The sequence below is a fragment of the Streptomyces sp. NPDC088707 genome, assembly GCF_044752725.1.
Classification (GTDB): domain Bacteria; phylum Actinomycetota; class Actinomycetes; order Streptomycetales; family Streptomycetaceae; genus Streptomyces.
The window spans coordinates 207,126-225,945 of record NZ_JBIVLV010000003.1; the positions used below are offsets into that span (position 1 = coordinate 207,126).

Annotated in this window: 17 protein-coding genes; 1 reads left to right on the top strand and 16 read right to left on the bottom strand. The window is 73.3% G+C overall.

Annotated elements, in window-relative coordinates:
• Positions 1-91 precede the first annotated feature (91 nt).
• Positions 92-1,537 (top strand): hypothetical protein, encoded by a 1,446-nt coding sequence (locus ACIP84_RS11700; RefSeq protein WP_401797474.1) that lies wholly within the window; start codon positions 92-94, stop codon positions 1,535-1,537.
• Between the two features lie 121 nt (positions 1,538-1,658).
• Here the strand turns inward: ACIP84_RS11700 and ACIP84_RS11705 are convergent, their stop codons facing one another.
• From ACIP84_RS11705 to ACIP84_RS11780, 16 genes are all read right to left on the bottom strand, one after another.
• Positions 1,659-2,855, bottom strand: a complete 1,197-nt coding sequence (locus ACIP84_RS11705; protein WP_401797476.1) for a cytochrome P450 — start codon at positions 2,853-2,855, stop codon at positions 1,659-1,661.
• A gap of 85 nt (positions 2,856-2,940) precedes the next feature.
• A complete protein-coding gene (locus ACIP84_RS11710; protein WP_355964242.1) occupies positions 2,941-3,603 on the bottom strand; it encodes a response regulator transcription factor in 663 nt (220 codons plus the stop codon).
• Positions 3,600-4,922 (bottom strand): histidine kinase, encoded by a 1,323-nt coding sequence (locus ACIP84_RS11715; RefSeq protein ID WP_355964243.1) that lies wholly within the window; start codon positions 4,920-4,922, stop codon positions 3,600-3,602. The genes ACIP84_RS11710 and ACIP84_RS11715 overlap by 4 nt, the downstream gene beginning before the upstream one ends.
• Before the next feature lie 147 nt (positions 4,923-5,069).
• Positions 5,070-5,939: an alpha/beta hydrolase gene (locus ACIP84_RS11720; protein ID WP_401797480.1), complete on the bottom strand. Its 870-nt coding sequence runs from the start codon at positions 5,937-5,939 to the stop codon at positions 5,070-5,072.
• Positions 5,940-6,075: 136 nt separating this feature from the next.
• Positions 6,076-7,275 (bottom strand): kynureninase, encoded by a 1,200-nt coding sequence (kynU, locus tag ACIP84_RS11725; RefSeq protein ID WP_401797971.1) that lies wholly within the window; start codon positions 7,273-7,275, stop codon positions 6,076-6,078.
• A gap of 10 nt (positions 7,276-7,285) precedes the next feature.
• Positions 7,286-8,143 (bottom strand): tryptophan 2,3-dioxygenase, encoded by an 858-nt coding sequence (locus ACIP84_RS11730; RefSeq protein ID WP_355964245.1) that lies wholly within the window; start codon positions 8,141-8,143, stop codon positions 7,286-7,288.
• A gap of 124 nt (positions 8,144-8,267) precedes the next feature.
• Positions 8,268-9,194, bottom strand: coding sequence for a DUF3152 domain-containing protein (locus ACIP84_RS11735; RefSeq protein ID WP_401797483.1), 927 nt, complete (start codon positions 9,192-9,194; stop codon positions 8,268-8,270).
• Between the two features lie 106 nt (positions 9,195-9,300).
• Positions 9,301-9,714 carry a DUF3151 domain-containing protein gene (locus ACIP84_RS11740; RefSeq protein WP_319315868.1) on the bottom strand — a complete coding sequence of 138 codons (414 nt, stop codon included), beginning with the start codon at positions 9,712-9,714 and terminating at the stop codon, positions 9,301-9,303.
• A 142-nt stretch (positions 9,715-9,856) separates the two neighbouring features.
• A complete protein-coding gene (locus ACIP84_RS11745; RefSeq protein WP_355964247.1) occupies positions 9,857-11,311 on the bottom strand; it encodes an MFS transporter in 1,455 nt (484 codons plus the stop codon).
• A gap of 73 nt (positions 11,312-11,384) precedes the next feature.
• The gene (locus ACIP84_RS11750) at positions 11,385-12,575 is read right to left on the bottom strand and encodes a MalY/PatB family protein (RefSeq protein WP_401797487.1); all 1,191 of its coding nucleotides are present in this window, start codon (positions 12,573-12,575) and stop codon (positions 11,385-11,387) included.
• A gap of 103 nt (positions 12,576-12,678) precedes the next feature.
• Positions 12,679-13,701 (bottom strand): class II fructose-bisphosphate aldolase, encoded by a 1,023-nt coding sequence (gene fbaA, locus ACIP84_RS11755; protein ID WP_355964249.1) that lies wholly within the window; start codon positions 13,699-13,701, stop codon positions 12,679-12,681.
• A 222-nt stretch (positions 13,702-13,923) separates the two neighbouring features.
• Positions 13,924-14,463: an orotate phosphoribosyltransferase gene (gene pyrE / locus ACIP84_RS11760; protein WP_073908223.1), complete on the bottom strand. Its 540-nt coding sequence runs from the start codon at positions 14,461-14,463 to the stop codon at positions 13,924-13,926.
• 23 nt (positions 14,464-14,486) lie between these two features.
• A complete protein-coding gene (locus ACIP84_RS11765) occupies positions 14,487-15,272 on the bottom strand; it encodes an aldose 1-epimerase (RefSeq protein ID WP_355970205.1) in 786 nt (261 codons plus the stop codon).
• 106 nt (positions 15,273-15,378) lie between these two features.
• Positions 15,379-16,257 (bottom strand): SRPBCC family protein, encoded by an 879-nt coding sequence (locus tag ACIP84_RS11770; protein ID WP_401797491.1) that lies wholly within the window; start codon positions 16,255-16,257, stop codon positions 15,379-15,381.
• Positions 16,258-16,319: 62 nt separating this feature from the next.
• Complete coding sequence (locus ACIP84_RS11775) at positions 16,320-17,993, bottom strand: polyamine aminopropyltransferase (RefSeq protein ID WP_401797494.1); 1,674 nt, start codon at positions 17,991-17,993, stop codon at positions 16,320-16,322.
• A 75-nt stretch (positions 17,994-18,068) separates the two neighbouring features.
• Positions 18,069-18,587 carry a DUF2617 family protein gene (locus ACIP84_RS11780; RefSeq protein WP_073908232.1) on the bottom strand — a complete coding sequence of 173 codons (519 nt, stop codon included), beginning with the start codon at positions 18,585-18,587 and terminating at the stop codon, positions 18,069-18,071.
• Between the last annotated feature and the right edge of the window lie 233 nt (positions 18,588-18,820).

Genomic DNA, 18,820 nt, shown 5'->3' on the forward strand with positions numbered 1-18,820 from the left:
CGGTACCGGCACCGCCAGGAGTGGTGCCGGGGCACGGCGGCGGACTAACGTCACGCGCGGGGTGGACGGAACGCGCGACGGGGGATGCGGGATGGGACGGGCGTCGGACCTGCCGGAGACGGCGAAGGCTCTGGACCGGTACGGGCGAAGAGCGAGCGGGGTGATGACGGGCGGGTGCGTCCTGTTCGTCCCCGCCGCGGGGGTCGCGCTCGTGGCACCCGGGGAGCCCTGGGCGGACGATCTGATCGGCGCGCTCGTCGCCCTGGGCGTGCTCGTGGCCGGCGCCGGTGCCGGGTCCTGGGCGCTGGCCCGCCGGATGAGGCGCGTGCTCGGCTCCGGGCCCTGGTCGGCGCATGCCGCGGTCGCCGTGCGGAGCATGCGGAGCACCGAGGCCGTCGTGCTGCGGTCCCCGGCCGGGGACGGGCTGTGGGCGCTGGAGGTGGTCGCGATGCGCCATCGGTACGAGCCGCTGCGGCCGGGCCCCGACGGGGTGATGTGGTGGTGCGGGGACCCGACCAGGGGCGGGGTGCTCGCGCCGCCCGGCGGCGGGGCGCTGATCTGGACCAGGCCGGTGAAGCACCGGCGGGCGCGACGGCGGATCGTGGAGCAGGCCGCGCGGACGGGCCTCCTCGCCCGGGCGAACCCGGTCCAGCCGGAGGTGAGGGTTCCGGAGGTGCGGGTCCCCGGCCCGGTCCCGACCACCGTTCCCGGCCCCCGCGTGAGTCTGGTCAGGCCGCCCGAGCCGGACACGTCCGGCGCCCCGACGTACGCGCGGCTCGCGGCCCACGCCGGGCGGCAGGCCGTGGCACGGAACCAGACGCCGGTGCGGCCCCGGAACCGGGATCGGCGGCCGGAGGCGGACGTCCGCGAGGTGCCGTGGTGGCGCGTGCGGAGCCTGCGGCGGGCCTCCGGGGCCGGCCGGGTCCTCGGGGCGCTGGCCCTCTGCGCGGCGGCGGCCCTGGCGGCGGTCATCCGGCCCGAGGGGAGCGGCCTGATGAAGCTGTTCCTGGTGGCGATCGTGGGGGTCGCGGCACTCGCGTACTCCGGCCACCAGCTGCTGACCCGCGGGATTCCCGCGGTCCGCCTGATGGCGCGGGCCGCGCACTCCCCCGTACCGGTCCCGCGGCGGTACGTCCTGCTCCACGACCCGCGGGACGGGGTTCCCGTCCTGGTCGCCTTCCCCGCCCAGGGCGGGCCGCACGACCTGCCCGAGGGGCTTCTGCCGCTGCTGGCGCCCGGCACCGCCAAGCACCCGTGGCTCGGACTGCCGTCGGAGCCCACCGGGACCGTCGAGCTGCGCGGCTGGCGCGACTTCTCCGCCGGTGGGCTGCCGTTCGTCGTCCCGCGGTTCGAGGAGCGCGCGCTGTGGCCGGCGGGGCCGTACCAGCCGGCCGGAGGGGTGGAGGGCGCCGCGCTCCTCGCCCGGCTCGCCCCGCACATGGACGCCCCGGCCGCGGACAGCCCGCCCGTGGACGCCCCGGCCGTGGACGCTCCGGCCCGTCAGGAGGAGGACTCGGCCCCCCGGGCCGCCCTGTAGACCGCCCAGCGGTCCATGATCCCCAGCCTGCCGCAGGCGGCCCTGAACCTCTCCCCCTTCGGGCACCTGCCTCCCGGGCCCGGAGACGGCCTGGACCCCATCAGGTCCGCGTCCGCGGTGCTCACACCTCCACGAGCAGCTCCTCGAAGCCCCGGATCACGTACCCCGGCTTCCACACGGGCTCCGCCGCGAGCCGCAGGTTCGGCGCCTGGCGGAGCAACTCGCCGAAGACCGCGGTCAGTTCGAGGCGGGCGAGCGGCGCGCCGAGACAGTAGTGGATGCCCGCCCCGAAGGTGATGTGCGGGTTGTCGGCCCGGGTGAGGTCGAGTGCGTCGGCCGTCGGGCCGAAGCGGGCCGGGTCGCGGTTGGCCGAGCCGAAGAGGAGCGCGACCTCGGAGCCGCGCGGGATGACCTGGCCGCCGATCTCGATGTCGTCGAGGACCCAGCGCTCGAACATCTGGAGCGGGGTGTCGTAACGCAGAAGTTCTTCCACAGCTGTGGACAACTTTTCGGGATCCGGACGGACGCCGTGCTTCAGGAGGGTCCACCAGCCGTTGACCGTGGTGTTCACGGTGGCCTCGTGGCCCGCGTTCAGGAGCAGGACGCAGGTGGAGATCATCTCCTGCTCCGTCAGCTCCCCCACCCCGACGAGCGCCGAGATCAGATCGTCCCCCGGGCTCTTCCGCCGCCGCGCGATCAGCTCCCGCAGATAGCCCGAGAACTCGACGGAGGCCTCGACCGCCCGCCGGGCCGTCTCCTCCGAGGGGTTCAGCTCGAACATCCCGCAGATCGCCGCCGACCAGGGCCGCAGCCGCCCCCGCTCCTCGTCGTCCTCGGGAACGCCCAGCATCCGGGCGATCACCGCGACCGGCAGCGGTTCGGCGACCGCCGCCTGGAGGTCGCCGCCGCCCGCCGCCACCAGATCCCCCACCAGATCGGCGGCGAGCCGCCGTACCGCCGGCGCCAGGTTCTCGACCGTCCTCGGCGTGAACGCCTTCGACACCAGGCGCCGGATGCGGCTGTGGTCGGCCGCCTCCAGATCGAGCAGCCCGTGGTCGTTGAGCGTGTGGAAGGGCTCGTACGCCGCGTCCGGCGCCTCCCGCCCGAACTCCTCGTGGGTGAAGCGGTGAGTGTACGTCCGGCCGAGCCGGCGGTCCCTGAGGAGCGCGGACACGTCCTCGTGGTGCGGGATCAGCCACTGGCGGGTCGGGCCGTGCCAGTGGGCGCGGCCCGCCGCCCGCAGTGCGGCGTAGGCGGGGTACGGATCGGCGACGAACTCCGGGGAGAAGGGGTCGTAAACGGCCTCGACAGCGTCCATGACCGGACGCTACCCGCACGCCCGAACCCGTTCCAGGGCCTGTCCGGCGGATCAGGGCCCCGGCCGCGATCCGCCCGGCCAGGCCCTAACCGCCGACGCGCACCAGGCCCGCCTCGTACGCGAACACCGCCGCCTGCGTGCGGTCCCGCAGCCCCAGCTTCACCAGGATGCGGCTCACATGGGTCTTGATGGTCGACTCGGCGACGACCAGGTGCTCGGCGATCTCGGAGTTCGACAGACCCTGCGCGATGAGCACCAGGACCTCCGTCTCGCGCTCCGTCAGCTCCCCGATCTGCGCCATCGCCGGCGGGCGCGGAGAGCTCCCCGGCGCCTTCGCGAACTCGGTGATCAGCCGCCGGGTGACGGTCGGCGCGAGCAGCGCCTCGCCGGCCGCGACGACCCGCACCCCCTCGGCGAGCTGCCGGGCGGAGGCGTCCTTGAGCAGGAAGCCGGAGGCGCCGGCGCGCAGCGCCTGGTAGACGTACTCGTCGAGGTCGAAGGTGGTCAGGACGAGCACCTTCGCGTCCGCGTCGGCGGCGACGATCTCCCGGGTGGCGTCGATGCCGTTCAGCTCGGGCATCCGGATGTCCATGAGGACCACGTCGGGGTGGAGGGCGGCGACCTGGGTGACGGCCTCCCGGCCGTTGACGGCCTCGCCGACGACCTCGATGTCCGGCATCGCGCCGAGCAGCACCGAGAAGCCCTCGCGGACCATCATCTGGTCGTCGACGATCAGCACGCGGATCACTGGTCACTCTCCTCACGGCTCACGGGGACGAAGGCCGTCACCTCGTAGCCACCGTCCTCGGTGACCTCGGCCGTCATCTCCCCGCCCAGCATCGTCACACGCTCCCGCATGCCGGTGATGCCGTGGCCGGCGCCCGGCGAAGGCTTCACGAGGCCGCGGGCCGGGCCGTTGGCGATGCGCAGGCCCAGACCGCCGAGGACATAGCTGACCTCGACCTTCGCGGCGGCGCCCGGCGCGTGCCGCAGCACGTTCGACAGGGCCTCCTGGACGATGCGGTACGCGGAGAGCTCCACGCCCTGCGGCAGCTCGCGCACGGCGCCGGTCACGGTCTTCTCGACGACGAGCCCGGCGTCCTGGACGTTGCGGACGAGCGAGTCGAGGTCGGCGAGGGTCGGCTGCGGGGCGTCGGGGGCCTCGTAGTCCTCGGCGCGGACGACACCGAGGATGCGGCGCAGCTCGGTGAGTGCGGCGACCGCGTTCTCGCGGATGGTGAGGAAGGCCTGCTCCAGCTCCGGCGGCGGGTTCTCGACCCGGTACGGGGCGGCCTCGGCCTGGATGGCGACGACCGACATGTGGTGGGCGACGACGTCGTGGAGCTCGCGGGCGATGGTGGTGCGCTCCTCCAGCAGGGTCCGCTTCGAGCGCTCCTGGGCGGTGACGGTCTGCTGGGCGGTGACCTCGCGGTCGGCCTGGCGGCGGACCTGGAGGACGGTCACGGCGAGGAGGACCAGGGCGGCGACGAAGAGCAGCGGGACGGCGTCGGAGTTGTATCCCCTCCCGAGGAACATCTCCGTGAAGAGGCAGAAGCCGGCCGTCACGAGCCACATCCACGCCGAGGCGCGGGGCCGGGAGCGGGCGGCGACCACGCCGAGGACCGCGAGGTGGGAGAAGAACGTGATGTGCGACCAGGGCCAGCCGGCGTCGTAGCCGGTGAGGTAGCCGATGACGGGCGCGCTGGCGAGCGAGGCCCAGAAGGCGAGGACCGGCCGCACCAGGGTGAGCAGCACGACGGCGGGCGGGGTGCAGACGACCAACAGCGTCAGCGGGGCGAAGGTGGTGTCGAACTCCTCGTACCCCATCGCGAAGGCGATCAGGGCGAGGAACGCGACGACAGCGTGCGGGAAGAGGCCGAGATGCGGCCGTATCGTCTTCGGCAGGAAGCGCGCCACCTTGGGGTTCACCTCGGCGGGCTGGAGCGGCCGGTAGGCCGACGCGTCGCGGAACAGGTCCTGCCGCAGGCCGCCGAGGACGACCTGGACCAGGTGGAACTCGGGGGCGCGGCTCGTCTCGGGGGTCTGTGTCTGGGTCACCCGCACCACGGTACGGGCGGCGGGGAACCCGGTCGTCCCGCTCGATGCGGATCCTTCCGGGTCCCCCTTGAGGACTATGGCCCCCGGCGCGCGTCCGTCCGCCGGCCCGAGGAGCGCGGGTCCGGATCCCCGAAGGTGCGGGGGTCAGGCTCCGGCTCACCAGGCGAGTTGGGCGATCTCCTCCGCCACCACCGCGCACGCGTCCGCCGCCGGGTCGATCAGGGGGAAGTGGCCGACCTCCTCCAGGAGCGTCACGCCGACCGTCTCGCCCGCCTTCGCGGCCGCCTCGGCGTAGGCGTCGGCGACGGCGTACGGCACGTCGACGTCCGTACGGCCCTGGACGACGGTGGTCGCGATCCCGGTCGGCAGCAGCACCGAGGGGTCGGTGTGGGCCGCCCGCGCCTCGTACGAGGACGGGTCGCCGAGCAGTTCGGTGACCGCGCCGCCGCACACCCCCAGCTCGACCGCACGTCCGAAGTGGGCGATGGGGGCGAGGGCGACGACCCCGCGCAGCTCGGGCGGGGCGGGCAGTCGCCACGGGGAGCCGGCGGGCAGGACGTGCCGGGCGGCGGCCCAGAGGGCGAGATGGCCGCCCGCCGAGTGGCCGGTGAGCACGATCCGGCCGGTGTCGGCCTGCGGCAGGTGGGCGGCGGCGAGTTCGGGCAGGGCGTCGAGGGCGGCCGCGACGTCGTCGAAGGTCTCGGGCCAGCGGCCGGCGACCGGGGTGGCACCACCCTGCCGGGGGATGTCGCTGCCGCGCCGGTACTCGACGTTCGCCACGGCGAAGCCGCGCCGGGCCAGGAAGTCCACGAACGGGGTCAGGTGCTGCCGGTCGTACGGCGCCCGCCACGCCCCGCCGTGCAGGGCGACGACGAGCGGCACCCGGTTACCCCCGCCGCGCGGGGCGTAGAAGTCGATGACCTGGTCCGGGTGGTCGCCGTACGCGGCGGAGACGTCCGGGGGGACGGCCGGGTGCGAGAAGGCCGACGCCTCTTCGGCGGCATCGCGCGCGGCGGGGTCCGGCATGCTGTTCCAACCTCTCGGATACGGGGCCGAATTGGCCTGACCTGCGGGGACGGTACCAGGAGTGGAGCCCCCGCAGATCGGGCGATCATCGGACCGTACGAGACCGCGCGAGGATGCGCGGAACCCGGTCGGGGCCTCAGCCGGGCAGGTCCGCCAGGACCTCCGCGAGCACCCGCGCCGCCCGCTCCGCGTCCGCGAAGCCGACGTACAGCGGGGTGAAGCCGAACCGCAGGATGTCGGGGCGGCGCAGATCCCCGACGACACCGCGCTTGATCAGCTCGGCCATGACGGCGGGCGCGTTCTCGCAGGCGAGCGCGGTCTGGCTGCCGCGCTCGTCGTGCGCCTGGGGCGTCACGGACGTGACGCGGCCCTCCGGCACGTACGCGCGCACGCACTCCAGGAAGAAGTCCGTGAGCGCCAGGGACTTGGCCCGTACGTCCTCGATCGCGACGCCGTCCCAGACGTCCAGCGCCGCTTCGAGGGCCAGCATCGAGAGGATGTCGGGCGTCCCGACCCGGCCCCGTACGGCGCCCGCGGCCGCCTCGTACCCGGGGGTCATGGCGAACGGGTCGGTGTGCGAGTTCCAGCCGGGCAGCGGCGAGTCGAAGGCGGCCTGGTGGCGCTCGGCGACGTACAGGTAGGCCGGCGAACCGGGCCCGCCGTTCAGGTACTTGTACGTGCAGCCCACGGCCAGGTCGACCCCGTGCGCGTCCAGGCCGACCGGCAGGGCGCCCGCGCTGTGGCACAGGTCCCAGACGGCGAGCGCGCCCGCCGCGTGCAGCGCGGCCGTGATCCCGGGCAGGTCGTGGCGGCGGCCGGTGCGGTAGTCGACGTGGTTGACGAGCGCGGCGGCCGTCCGAGGACCGGCCGCCGCGGCCATGCCGGCCGGGTCGACGGGCACGATCCGGTGCCCCGTCATCCGCGCCGCGGACTCCGCGATGTACCCGTCCGTGGGAAAGGTCGTCGCGTCGACGAGGATCTCGTCGCGGTCGCCGGCGCTCAGCCGGGCCGCCGCGACGACCGCCTTGAAGACGTTCACGCTGGTCGAGTCGCCGACCACGACCTGCCCCGGGGCGGCGCCCACGATCGGGGCGATCCGGTCGCCGATCCGCTCGGGCGCGGTCCACCAGCCGGACTCGTCCCAGGAGCGGATGCGGAGCTCGCCCCACTCGCGGGTGATGACGTCGGCCATCCGGGCGGGAACGTGGGCGGGCAGCGCGCCGAGGGAGTTGCCGTCGAGGTAGACGGTCCCGGCGTCGAGGGCGAACTTCTCGCGGTGCTTGCCGAGTTCGTCCGCGGTGTCGAGGGCCTGGGCCCTCTTCTGGAGGTCTGCCATGGCATCGGTGTCAGACATGGCTGCGCGCCGTCCAGAGCTCCGGGAAGACGTTCTTCTGCGCCCGCTTCTCCAGCCAGGCCACGCCGGCCGAGCCGCCGGTGCCGGTCTTCGAGCCCATCGCGCGGCGGGTCGCCACCAGATGGTCGTTGCGCCATCGCCAGACCAGTTCGGCGACGTCGCTGAGCGCCTCGCCGAGCCGCACGAGTTCGCCGTTCTGGTCGGCGTCCGCGTAGATCCCGGCCCAGACCGCCTCGACCTCGGCGGAGGGCTCGTACCGCTGCGCGAGGTCACGGCCGAGGACGGCGGCCGGGACGGGCAGGCCGCGGCGGGCGAGCAGCCCGAGGACCTCGTCGTACAGGCTCGGCTCGTGGAGCGCCTTCTCCAGCTCGGCGTGGACGCGGGGGGCGCCCCGGTGCGGGACGAGCATGGACGCGGACTTCTCGCCGAGCAGGAACTCCATCCGGCGGTACATCGCGGACTGGAAGCCGGAGCCCTCGCCGAGCGCGGCGCGGTAGGCGTTGAACTGGGCGGGGGTGAGCTGGGCGAGCGGCCGCCAGGAGTGGTTGAGGGCCTCCAGCTCGCGCACGGAGCGCTTGAGCGCGTCCATCGCGACGGGGACGCGGTCCTCGCGCAGGGCGCGGCTCGCGGTCTCCCACTCGTGGACGATGACCGTGAACCACAGCTCCATGACCTGGGTGGTGACCAGGAAGACCATCTCGCCGGGGTCGTCCGAGCGGAGGTGCTGGAGGTGGGTCAGGACGTCCGCCTGGACATAGTCCTCGTACGGCGTCGTGCCGGCGAAGTCGAGGTTCGGGTCGTTGGCGACCGAACCGGCTCCGGAGTCGGGAGAACCCGGGGAGAGTGACATTTCTGTCTCCTCGATACGAACTACCGGGTAGCGGTCTGCTCCACCGTGCGCACGGTCGTCCGTGCGTCACGGGAGCCCCGGTCCCCTCGGGAGGCGGGCTTCGTCGCGCGCCGTCCCAAGCGCATCATGACACGATCGGCCCGGTGATGTAGCTCCCGTCTTCGTCATACGGAAATGCGTTCGACCGACATCCGTCGAGGCCCTTGATCTGCTGCATCATCGCCGGCGCGGGCCTGCCCGGACCCGGGCAGCCCATGTGCTGCCGGATGCCGATCTCGTGCCCGACCTCGTGGTTGATGATCAGGTGCCGGTACTCGGCGGCCTCCCCCGCGAAGGTCGGCGAGCCCAGCATCCACCGCCTGAGGTTCACCACGACCCCGTCGGTGGTCTCGCAGTTCAGCTCGCCGCGGGTGTCCAGACCCTGCTGCAGGCAGAGCGCGTCGGCCGTGTCCGGGGTGGCGATCCGGATGACGAAGTCGGCCTCCCCCGAGACCAGCTGGAAGCGGCCCCGGCCGTGCGCGGCCCAGCCGCGCGGATGCGCCAGGATCCGCTGGATCTCGGCGGCCGTGTCGCGCGCCGACAGCGCGATGCCCTCCTCGACCTGGACCCGGTAGCGGCGCAGTTCGCCGCTGTCGCCGACGGGTGCGCCGGTGGCCTGCGCGGTGACGAAGGTCCCGGCGCCGGACTTCGGCACGGTCGGCGGCTTCACCGGGACCGACGTCGGTTTCGGCGTCGGCTTGGGCGTCGGCTTCGGTTTCGGCTTCGGGGACGAGGTCCCCTTCGGTTTCGGCGGCGGTTTCGGTTTCGCCGTCGCGGACCGGGGGGCGGGAGTGGTCTTCCCCGGTGCCGGGCTCTCGGTGGTCGCCGTCGGCGCGGGGGTGATGGCCGGGGCAGCCGTGACCTCGGCGGGCGGGCCGTCGAAGTGGGCGAGGGCGACGCCGGCGCCGAGCGCCACCGTCGTCAGGGCCAGCGTCGGCAGGACGAGCCGGCGCCCGGACCTGCGCCTCCTGCCCGTTCGCCGCCGTCCTGCGGTCGCACCACGCTTGCCCACGACAGACTCCCCCCTCGGGTCCTGCGGTCCCGGGGATCGTACCGGGCGTTTCGAACGCCCTTTCCCTCATGCGGAGGGAAAGGGCGTTCGGCAGGTGCGGGGAACATCAGCCGAGCGTCTCCGCCGCGGTCTCCGAGGAGTCCCGCAGGAAGGTCGTGCAGCGCTCGAACTCGTCCTTCTCGCCGATCTCGCCGGCCGCGCGGGCGAGCGAGTGCAGGGCGCGCAGGAAGCCGCGGTTCGGCTCGTGCTCCCACGGCACCGGGCCGTGGCCCTTCCAGCCGTTGCGGCGCAGCGCGTCGAGGCCGCGGTGGTAGCCGGTACGGGCGTAGGCGTACGACTCGACGACCGCGCCGCGCTCGTACGCGTCGTCCGCGAGCTGGGCCCAGGCGAGCGAGGAGGTCGGGTACTTCGCGGCGACTTCCGCCGGCGCCGTCCCGTTCGCGAGCAGCTCGCGCGGACCCGGGTCGTCGGGCAGGTGGGTGGGGGCCGGTCCCCCCAGGAGGTTCTCATGCATGGCCATGGGGCCAGTCTGCCTCAGTCCCGGCTGCCGAAGGCCCCACGGCGGGGAAGCACCGGCTTCGGGGGCCCGGGCACCCAACGGCAGGGATGCACCGGCCCCCCGGGCCCCGGACACCCTGCGGCGGACGTACCCCCCGGCCTCCTCAGGCCGAGGCGTCCCGCCGGCCCGGGTCGAGCGGCGGGGACGTCACCCCGCAGTGCACCTTGCACTCCGGGTGGCAGTCCGCCGCCGCGGGAGTCCGCATCGTCGTCCACGCGATCGCCGCGCCCACCACCAGGACCCCCGCGCACATCGGCATCGCCCGCCGGAACGTCGACCCGAACTCCTCCGCCGAGAGGTACGCCTCCGGGCCCATCCCGGCGAGCATCGGCAGCGCGGCCACCGCGAGCAGCCCGGCCGCCCGCGCCGCCGCGTTGTTGATGCCGCTGGCCAGACCCGCCCGGGACACGTCCACCGAGGCGAGCACGGTCGCGGTCAGCGGCGCGACCAGGGCCGTCATCCCGAGCCCGAGCACCAGCAGCGCCGGCAGCACGTCCCGTACGTACGAGGCGTCCTCGCCGACCCGCAGCATCAGGAGCATGCCCGCGGCGCACAGCAGCGGCCCCACCGTCAGCGGGATCCGGGGCCCGATCCGCTCCCCCAGCTCCCCGGACTTCGCCGAGAGCAGCAGCATCAGGACGGTCGTGGGCAGCAGGGCCGTACCGGCGCCGAGCGCCGAGTAGCCGGCCACCACCTGGAGCTGGAGGGCGGCGAGGAAGAAGAAGCCGCCGAACGCCGCGTACACGCACAGCGTCACCAGGTTGACCGCGGTGAACATCCGGGACGCGAAGATCGACGGCGGCACCATCGCGCGTTCGCCGCGCCGCCGCTCCACGACCACGAACCAGGCGCCGACGAGGACCCCGGCCGCCCCGGCCCACCAGGCCTCGCCGATCAGCGCGTACGTCACGAGCGCGAGCGCCGCCGCGCCCAGGACCGCGCCGAGCACGTCGAAGCGGCCGTGCGCGGTCTCGTCCCGCGATTCGGGGACGTGCCGCAGCGCGACGGGGACGCAGAGGGCGGCGAGCGGCACGTTCAGCAGGAACACCCACCGCCAGCCCGGCCCGTCCACCAGCCAGCCGCCCACGAACGGCCCGATCGCCGCTCCCACCCCGCCGAAACCGGACCACAGCCCGACCGCCCTGGCCCGGTCGTCCTCGTGGAAGCTCGCCTGGATCAGCGCCAGGGACCCGGGGGTGAGCAGCGCCCCGCCCACGCCCTGGAGGGCGCGGGCGGCGATGAGCACCCCGGCGTTCGGGGCGAGGCCGCACAGGAGCGAGGCGAGCGCGAACCACACCACGCCGATCACGAAGATCCGGCGCCGCCCGAACCGGTCGCCGAGCGATCCGCCGAGCAGGATCAGCCCGGCCAGGGTGAGCATGTAGGCGTTGACCGTCCACTGGAGAACGGCCAGGTCGGCGCCCAGGTCCTCGCCGATGTGCGGCAGCGCCACATTGACGACGGTGGAGTCGAGCAGCGCCATACCGGAGCCGAGGACGGTCGTGAACACGATCCATCGCCCGGTCCTCGAGGCCATCCGCACGTCACGTTCGCCCATGCCAGCCATGGTCCTCGCGGAGGCCACCCCGTGCACCCCGGTGCGGGCGTCCGCCGCCCGCGGGACGCCCGTGTCAGGCGGTGCGCAACCGTCCCGCCGCCCGGACCAGCGCGGCCACACCCCGCTGGGCCTTCTCCCGCCGACAGCCGACGTTCAGCCGGACGAAGCCGGGCGTGCCGTACACCCCGCCCGGCATGATCGCGACCTTCTCGACGGTGATCAGCTCCTCCTGCAGCCGGGTCTCCTCGATGCCGAGGGGCCGCAGGTCGATCCAGGCCAGGTAGCCCGCCTGCGGGGGTGCCCAGCGGAGATCGGGAAGGCCGAGCGCGAGCTCCTCACGGACCATGGTCATCGTGCCCGCCACATAGGCGCGCAGCTCGTCCAGCCAGTTCGCGCCGTGCCGGTACGCGGCGATGTGGGCGGTCAGTGAGAGCACGGCGGGCGAGGCGAGCCCCTCCCCGGTCTCCATGCGCCGGACGAAGGCCGCGCGCTCGTCGGGGTCGCCGATGATCCCGTACGAGCCGGAGAGCGCGGGGAAGTTGAAGGCCTTGGTGGCCGAGGTGACCAGCGCCCAGCGGTGGCCCCGGCCGCGCTCGGCGATCCTGGTCCACGGGATGTGGCGGTGGCCCTCGGTGGTCAGGTCGGCGTGGATCTCGTCGCTGACGACGGCCGCGCCGTGGCGCTCGGCGAGCGCGGCGAACTCCCGGAGCTCGTCCTCCGTCCACACCCGGCCGGTCGGGTTGTGCGGGGAGCAGAGCAGCAGGACCTTGCTGTCCGGCCGGGCCAGCTCCCGTTCGAGGGCCTCGGTGTCACCGACCGGGACGCCGCGCAGCTCGCGTCCGAGCCCGGTGACGGCCTTGCCGAAGCCGTCGTACGTGGGGGTGTGGACGACGACTCCGTCCCCGGGTCGGGTCCACATCCGCAGGAGCTGGGAGAGCTGGTTGAGCACGGAGGGCGCGTACACCAGGGTGTCCGGGTCGATCTCGGCCCCGTACCGGGTGGCGTACCAGTGGCGTATCGCCTCGCGGAACTCGCCGAGCCGCCAGTCGGTGTAGCCGAAGACGCCGTGGTCGACGCGGTCGCGCAGGGCCGCGAGGACCTCCGGCGGGGAGGCGAAGTCCATGTCGGAGATGGTGAAGGGAAGCAGGTCGGGGACGCCGAAGCGGTCCGCGATCCCGTCCCACTGGACCGACCAGGTCCCGCGCCGGTCGATCTCCCGGTCGAAGTCGTACGTCGTCGTCACCGTGGTCTCTCCTCCGGACATCGCTCTTCTCCCGACATCGCTCTTCTCCCGACATGCCGAGGGCCCGGCACCCCCACGCCAGGGCGGGGGTGCCGGGCCGCTCGTCCAACGCCTGCCTCGGCGCTTACTTCAGCTTGGTGCCGGTCGAGCGCAGCGCCGCGCACGCCTCGGTCACGCGGACGGCCATGCCGGCCTCGGCCAGCTTGCCCCAGGTGCGCGGGTCGTAGGTCGACTTGATGCCGACCTCGCCGTCGACCTTCAGGACACCGTCGTAGTTCTTGAACATGTGGTTCGCGACCGGACGCGTGAAGGCGTACTGGGTGTCGGTGTCGAGGTTCATCTTCACGACGCCGTTCTCCAGGGCCGTGGCGATCTCCTCGGCCGTGGAGCCCGAGCCGCCGTGGAAGACGAAGTCGAACGGGGAGGCCTTGCCGTACTTTTCGGCGACACCGGCCTGGAGGTCCTTGAGGAGCTCCGGGCGGAGGACGACGTTGCCCGGCTTGTAGACGCCGTGCACGTTGCCGAAGGAGGCGGCGAGCAGGTAACGGCCCTTCTCGCCCAGGCCGAGGGCCTCGGCGGTGCGGAGCGCGTCGTCGACGGTGGTGTACAGCTCGTCGTTGATCTCGTGGCTGACGCCGTCCTCCTCGCCACCGGTCGGGGTGATCTCGACCTCAAGGATGATCTTGGCGGCGGCGGCCTTCGCGAGCAGCTCCTGGCCGATGGCCAGGTTGTCGGCGAGGGTCTCGGCGGAGCCGTCCCACATGTGCGACTGGAACAGCGGGTTCTCGCCGCGGGCGACGCGCTCGGCGGAGATGTCGAGCAGCGGACGGACGTAGCCGTCCAGCTTGTCCTTCGGGCAGTGGTCGGTGTGCAGCGCGACCGTGATGTCGTACTTCGCGGCGACGATGTGCGCGAACTCGGCCAGGGCAACGGCGCCCGTGACCATGTCCTTCTTGTACTGGCCGCCCAGGAACTCGGCTCCGCCGGTCGAGATCTGGATGATGCCGTCGCTCTCGGCCTCCGCGAAGCCGCGCAGGGCGGCGTGCAGGGTCTGGGACGAAGTCACGTTGATGGCCGGGTAGGCGAACTTGCCTGCCTTCGCCCGGTCGAGCATCTCGTTGTAGACCTCGGGGGTTGCGATGGGCATTCGTCCGCTCCTTGTGATGTGCGGGGTGTGTGCGTTGCTGTCCCTGACCTGGGGGCGACGTCATCGTCGACGCCCATCCTTCCAGACTCTTCTCCGGGCTCCCACGGGCCCGGCATGCCGAGGGGCGGGGTGTTTCACGTGAAACACCCCGCCCCTCGGTAAAACCGCAGGTCAGGACAGCAATCGCCGATGTCCGGGGCCTAAGTCACGACTTCGCGGCGGTTACGCCAGGTCGAGATCGGCCAGCTGGTAGCCCGTGAGGTACGCCAGACCCGCCCCGGCGATGGCCTCGGCGGCGCCCCGGTCGACGATCGTGGCCACGGCGACGACCTCGCCGCCGGCCTCGCGGACGGCCTCCACGGCGGTCAGCGGCGAGCCGCCGGTGGTCGAGGTGTCCTCGACGACCAGGCAGCGACGGCCCTTGACGTCCGTGCCCTCGATACGGCGCTGCATGCCGTGCGCCTTCTGCGCCTTCCGGACGACGAAGGCGTCGAGGCGCTGTCCGCGCGCGGCGGAGGCGTGGAGCATCGAGGTCGCGACCGGGTCGGCGCCCAGGGTCAGACCGCCGACGCAGTCGAAGTCCAGGTCGGCCGTCAGGTCGAGCATGACCTGACCCACCAGCGGCGCGGCCTCGCCGTCCAGCGTGATCCGGCGCAGGTCGATGTAGTAGTCGGCTTCCAGACCCGAGGAGAGGGTCACCTTGCCGTGCACCACGGCCTTGTCCTTGATCTGCTGGAGCAGCTCAGCGCGTACGTCAGTCATGCCCCGAGCTTAAAGGGCACTGCTCAGAGGCGGCGCCAGCGCCAGGTGCTCTCGACCTCCAGGGGGTCGATGGGGGTGACCAGCCGGGGGTGGGTGTTGAGGCCGTTCGGCGGACCGGACTGCGGCTCGACGCAGACGGCCTCCTCGGGCTCGTCGTAGATCACGACCCACTCGGCGCGGCTGGTGACCTTCAGCTCCAGCTCCTCCGGCCAGGTGAGGGTGACGTCGACGCCCTCGGGCATGCCGAAGCAGTCGTCCCAGGGGCCGGGGGTGCGGTCGATCCGGCGTCCGGTCGGGAGGTGGTCGTCACCGCGCTCCTCCTGCCAGGCCGGGGTGAAGTCGAGTCGCACGTCCTGGCCGCCCTGCCCGAGGTTCCGCAGGAACCAGGGGTGCCAGCCGGCCTGGGCCGGGAAGGAGTCGTCGTAGGTCTCGACGCCGAAGCGGAGGGTGAGGGCGTCCTCGGCCAGCTCGAAGACCTGGGTGACCCGTCCCTTGTACGGCCACGGGTCACCCAGCTCGCAGATGAAGACGGCCTCGGTCGCGGAGACCCGCGCGGTCTTCCAGGCGAGGTCGCGGACGGTGCCGTGGATGGCGTGCGGGGGTGCGTTGACCGGCAGCTGGTGGCTGGTGGCGCCGTTGCGGAAGCGGCCGTTCTCGGTCCGTCCGCACCAGGGCACCATCGGGAAGGTGCCGAACCGCTCGCCCTGGCGCAGCACCTCGGTGCCGCCGATGCGCAGGCTCTCGATCCGGCAGCCGTTCTCGGGGCTGATGGTCAACTCGGCGTCGCCCGCCGTCAGGTGCGTCTGCATGCTCACGCCCCGACCCTAATCGCGGCGGCGGCTTCGGCGCAGTGCAGCGGCGCAGTGCCCGCCGGTGACCGTGTCAGCGGCGGGCCGTGCACGGCGCGAGATCGCGTCAGCGGCGTCGGCGCAGGGCGCGGCTGACGACCACGGCGGAGGCGAGCGCGAGGGCCGCGGCCGGGGCGATCCAGCGCAGGGTGGCACCGGCGCTCGACGCCTCGGGCGCGGGAACCGGGGCGTACCGGCCGCGCGGCGGCGCGTGGTCGACCTCCTCGGCGCTGCGGCCGATCATGGTCCGGCGGGCGTGGGCGGCCTCGGCGGCGGGCTGCGGGGCGGGGAACTCGATGGGTGTGGTGCCGAAGTCCTCGTCCAGGAGGGGATCGAGGGAGGGCGGCGGCACCGGCGCGTCGAAGACGGAGCTCCGGCGCGGTTCCTCGACACCGTCGTCGACGCCGTCGTCGTCGGAGTCGGGCTCGACGACCTCCTCGGCAGCGGCGGCCGCTGATTCGGCAGACGCCTGCGCCTCCGGCTCCTCCGGCTCCTCCGGCTTCTCCGGCGCGTCCGGCTTCTCCGCCAGCGCCGCCAGCCCCTCCACGAACTTGTCGAGCATCCGCGCGCCCGCCGTGGACCGGGCCTCGTCCGTCGCCTCGGCGAGCCGGCCGACCGCCGTCAGGCCGCCGGTGAAGCTCAGGCTGGTGCCCTCGGCCACCGGAGTGAGGACGACGGTGAGCGACAGCTCCGCCGTGCCCTTGCCCCGGGCCTCGGTCCCATGACCCTCGTAGGTGATGGCACCGTCCCGCTCGACGACCTTGAGGGCGCCCCGGTAGGTGATGGTGTTGCCGCCGACCCGCACCTTGAGCCGACCCGTCAGAGGACCGGCCTCCGCGTCGGCGTCGCGCTGGAGACCGGGGACGCAGCGGACCACCCGGGCCGGGTCCGTGAGCGTCGCACGCAGAACCTCGGCCGGGACCGGGACGAACACCTCATGCTCCATGGAAGCCGAGCCTACTCAGACGGGGGCGCGGCGTCGCCCGTTCGGCGCGGAACCCGGTTCCCTCACCCTCCGTACCGCGGGTGCACCAGCGTCGACGGGGGCGGTTCGGCGCCCCGGCCGCGCTCGGCGCGGCGCGCCGCGGCCTCCAGGGTGTGCTCGCCGAGTGAGCGCAGCCGGGGCGCGTCGGGGGCGAGGCCGAGGGCGGGCGGGCGGCTGCCCTGTACGGCCAGGAGGAAGCCCCAGTCGCCGGGGCCCCGCCCCGTACCGTCGGCGCGGTCGGCGCGGTCGGGTCCTGCGGCGAAGCCGGGGGTGCGGCCGCTCGCGCTGTAGGGGCGGGTCGCGAAGCCGGCCGCGTGCAGGGTGGCGTCCACGGTCCAGTAGGTGCGGGGCCGGTCGGTGACGGACCCGGCGTGCACGGCGAACCGTCCGGAGGGGCTCAGGATCCGGGCCACGAGCCCGTAGAACTCCTGGGCGTACAGCTTGGCGCTGGGGGTGATTCCGGGGTCGGGCAGATCGGAGATCACCACGTCGTACCGTTCCTGCAGAGGATCGGTGGCGCCCCGGAGCCAGTGGAAGGCGTCCGCGTGGACCACCCGGACGCGCGGGTCCCGGAACGCCTGCCCGTTGAGCGTGGCGAGGGCGGGGTCCGTCCGGGCGAGGCGGACGACGCCGGGGTCGAGCTCGACGACGGTGACGGAGCGGACCTTCGGGTAGCGAAGGGCCTCGCGGGCGGCCATGCCGTCCCCGCCGCCCACGATCAGCACCCGGGCGTGCGGGCCGTTCATCGCGGGATGGACGAGGGCCTCGTGGTAGCGGTACTCGTCCTGGCCGGCGACCCGGAGGCGGCCGTCGAGGAAGAGGTCGGGCGGGCCTTCCCGGCCCCCGGTCACGACGATCTCCTGGAGCTCGGTGTGGACGGCGACCCGCACCCGCTCGCCGTACACCGCCCGGCGGGCGGCCTGTTCGAAGTCGTCGACGAGCACGGTCGCCGTGGCGAGGACGGCGAGGACCGACACGTTCACCGCGACGAGCAGGGCCCGGGAGCGGACGGTCAGGTCGCGGCGGAACACCCAGAGGACGAGGCCGCCGCCCGCCACGGCGTTGACCGCGCCGGTGACGAGGGCGCCGGTGAGCTGGCCGAGCCAGGGCAGCAGCAGAAAGGGGAAGGCGAGGCCTCCGACCAGGGCACCGACGTAGTCGGCGGCGAAGAGGTCGGCGACGGTCCCGGCGGCGTCGTCCTGCTTCCCGAGCGAGGCCTTCCGTCCGGACCGGCCCGATCGGTCGCCCCGCTGTATGAGCGACATCAGGAGGGGGATCTCCGCGCCGATGAGCACCCCAATGGCGAGCGAGAACGCCACGAGGACGTACCGCGACTCGCCGAACCAGGCGAAGGCCGCGTACAGCACCATCGCCGAGGTGCCGCCGATGAGCGCGAGGACGGCCTCGACCAGGCCGAACCCGACGGCGGCGCGGCAGCGCAGCGCCTTGGCGAGGAGCGAGCCCACCCCCATGGCGAAGACCATGACGGAGAGCACCACGGAGGCCTGGGTGACGGAGTCGCCGATCAAGTAGGACGCGAGCGCGACGAGTTCGAGTTCGTAGACCAGGCCGCAGGCGGCGCAGACGAAGACCACCGCGAGGACCGGGAACCGCACCGTCTCGCGCGGCGGCTCGGGCCGCCGCACGGGCGCACGCCGCACCCTCTTGGGTGGCATGGTCACGGTCGGCTCGATCATGACCGTAACGCTACGTCACGACCAGGGCGCCCCCTGTCACCCACACGAGTGGATCTGGAGCGCCGGGAGGGCGTATCAGAGCGTTGCAGGCATACGTACGCCGATACGGGTCCTGGTCACCACCAACTGCCCCTCCTGCGGGTAGGCGTGCCAGGTGCGCCAGCGCACCTGGCCCTCGTGGCGCTGCGCCAGCATCGCCGTGAAGGCGTGCGGGGAGCCGGGAAAGGTCCCCGCGAGTCCGTTCGGGTGGTCGGCGACGAGTGCCAGCAGCTCCTGCGCCCGGCCCGCGAAGGAGCCGTGCGAGAGCGTCTCGACGCGGGCGGCGAATTCGTACTCCCATTCGCCGACACGCTTGGAGACGCCGAGCGGCAGCGGGGTGCTGCTGCCCGGCATGCAGGCGACGGTCTCCGAACAGCTGCGGCCCTCCTCTTCCAGGAGCACCTGGTGGGAAGCGCCGAGCAGCCTCAACTGCAGCTTGGCGCCGGAGAGTTCGAGGTCGAGCACGGCCAGTGCGGGCAGCGGCTCGCGCCCGAGGGCCCAGGCCAGATCGGCCGCGCGGGTATCGGTGTAGGACGTTTTCAGGGTGGTGAGCATGGGTCGGCTCCGCAAACACGGTTTGACGGGTGGGCCGGGGGCGCCCCGGAGAAGGGTTCAACGGGAGTGGGGAATCGCCGGCTCGGGTCCACACACGGTCCGAGGGCTGTCTCTGTCAGGAGCGAGAGAACCACGGACGCCGGACGACTCGCAGCGTTTTTACCCAACTTGCTGTGTTTTCCAACCCCTTCGGGGACCCCACAGTTCACTTGTTCAATCAGAACTGATCGACA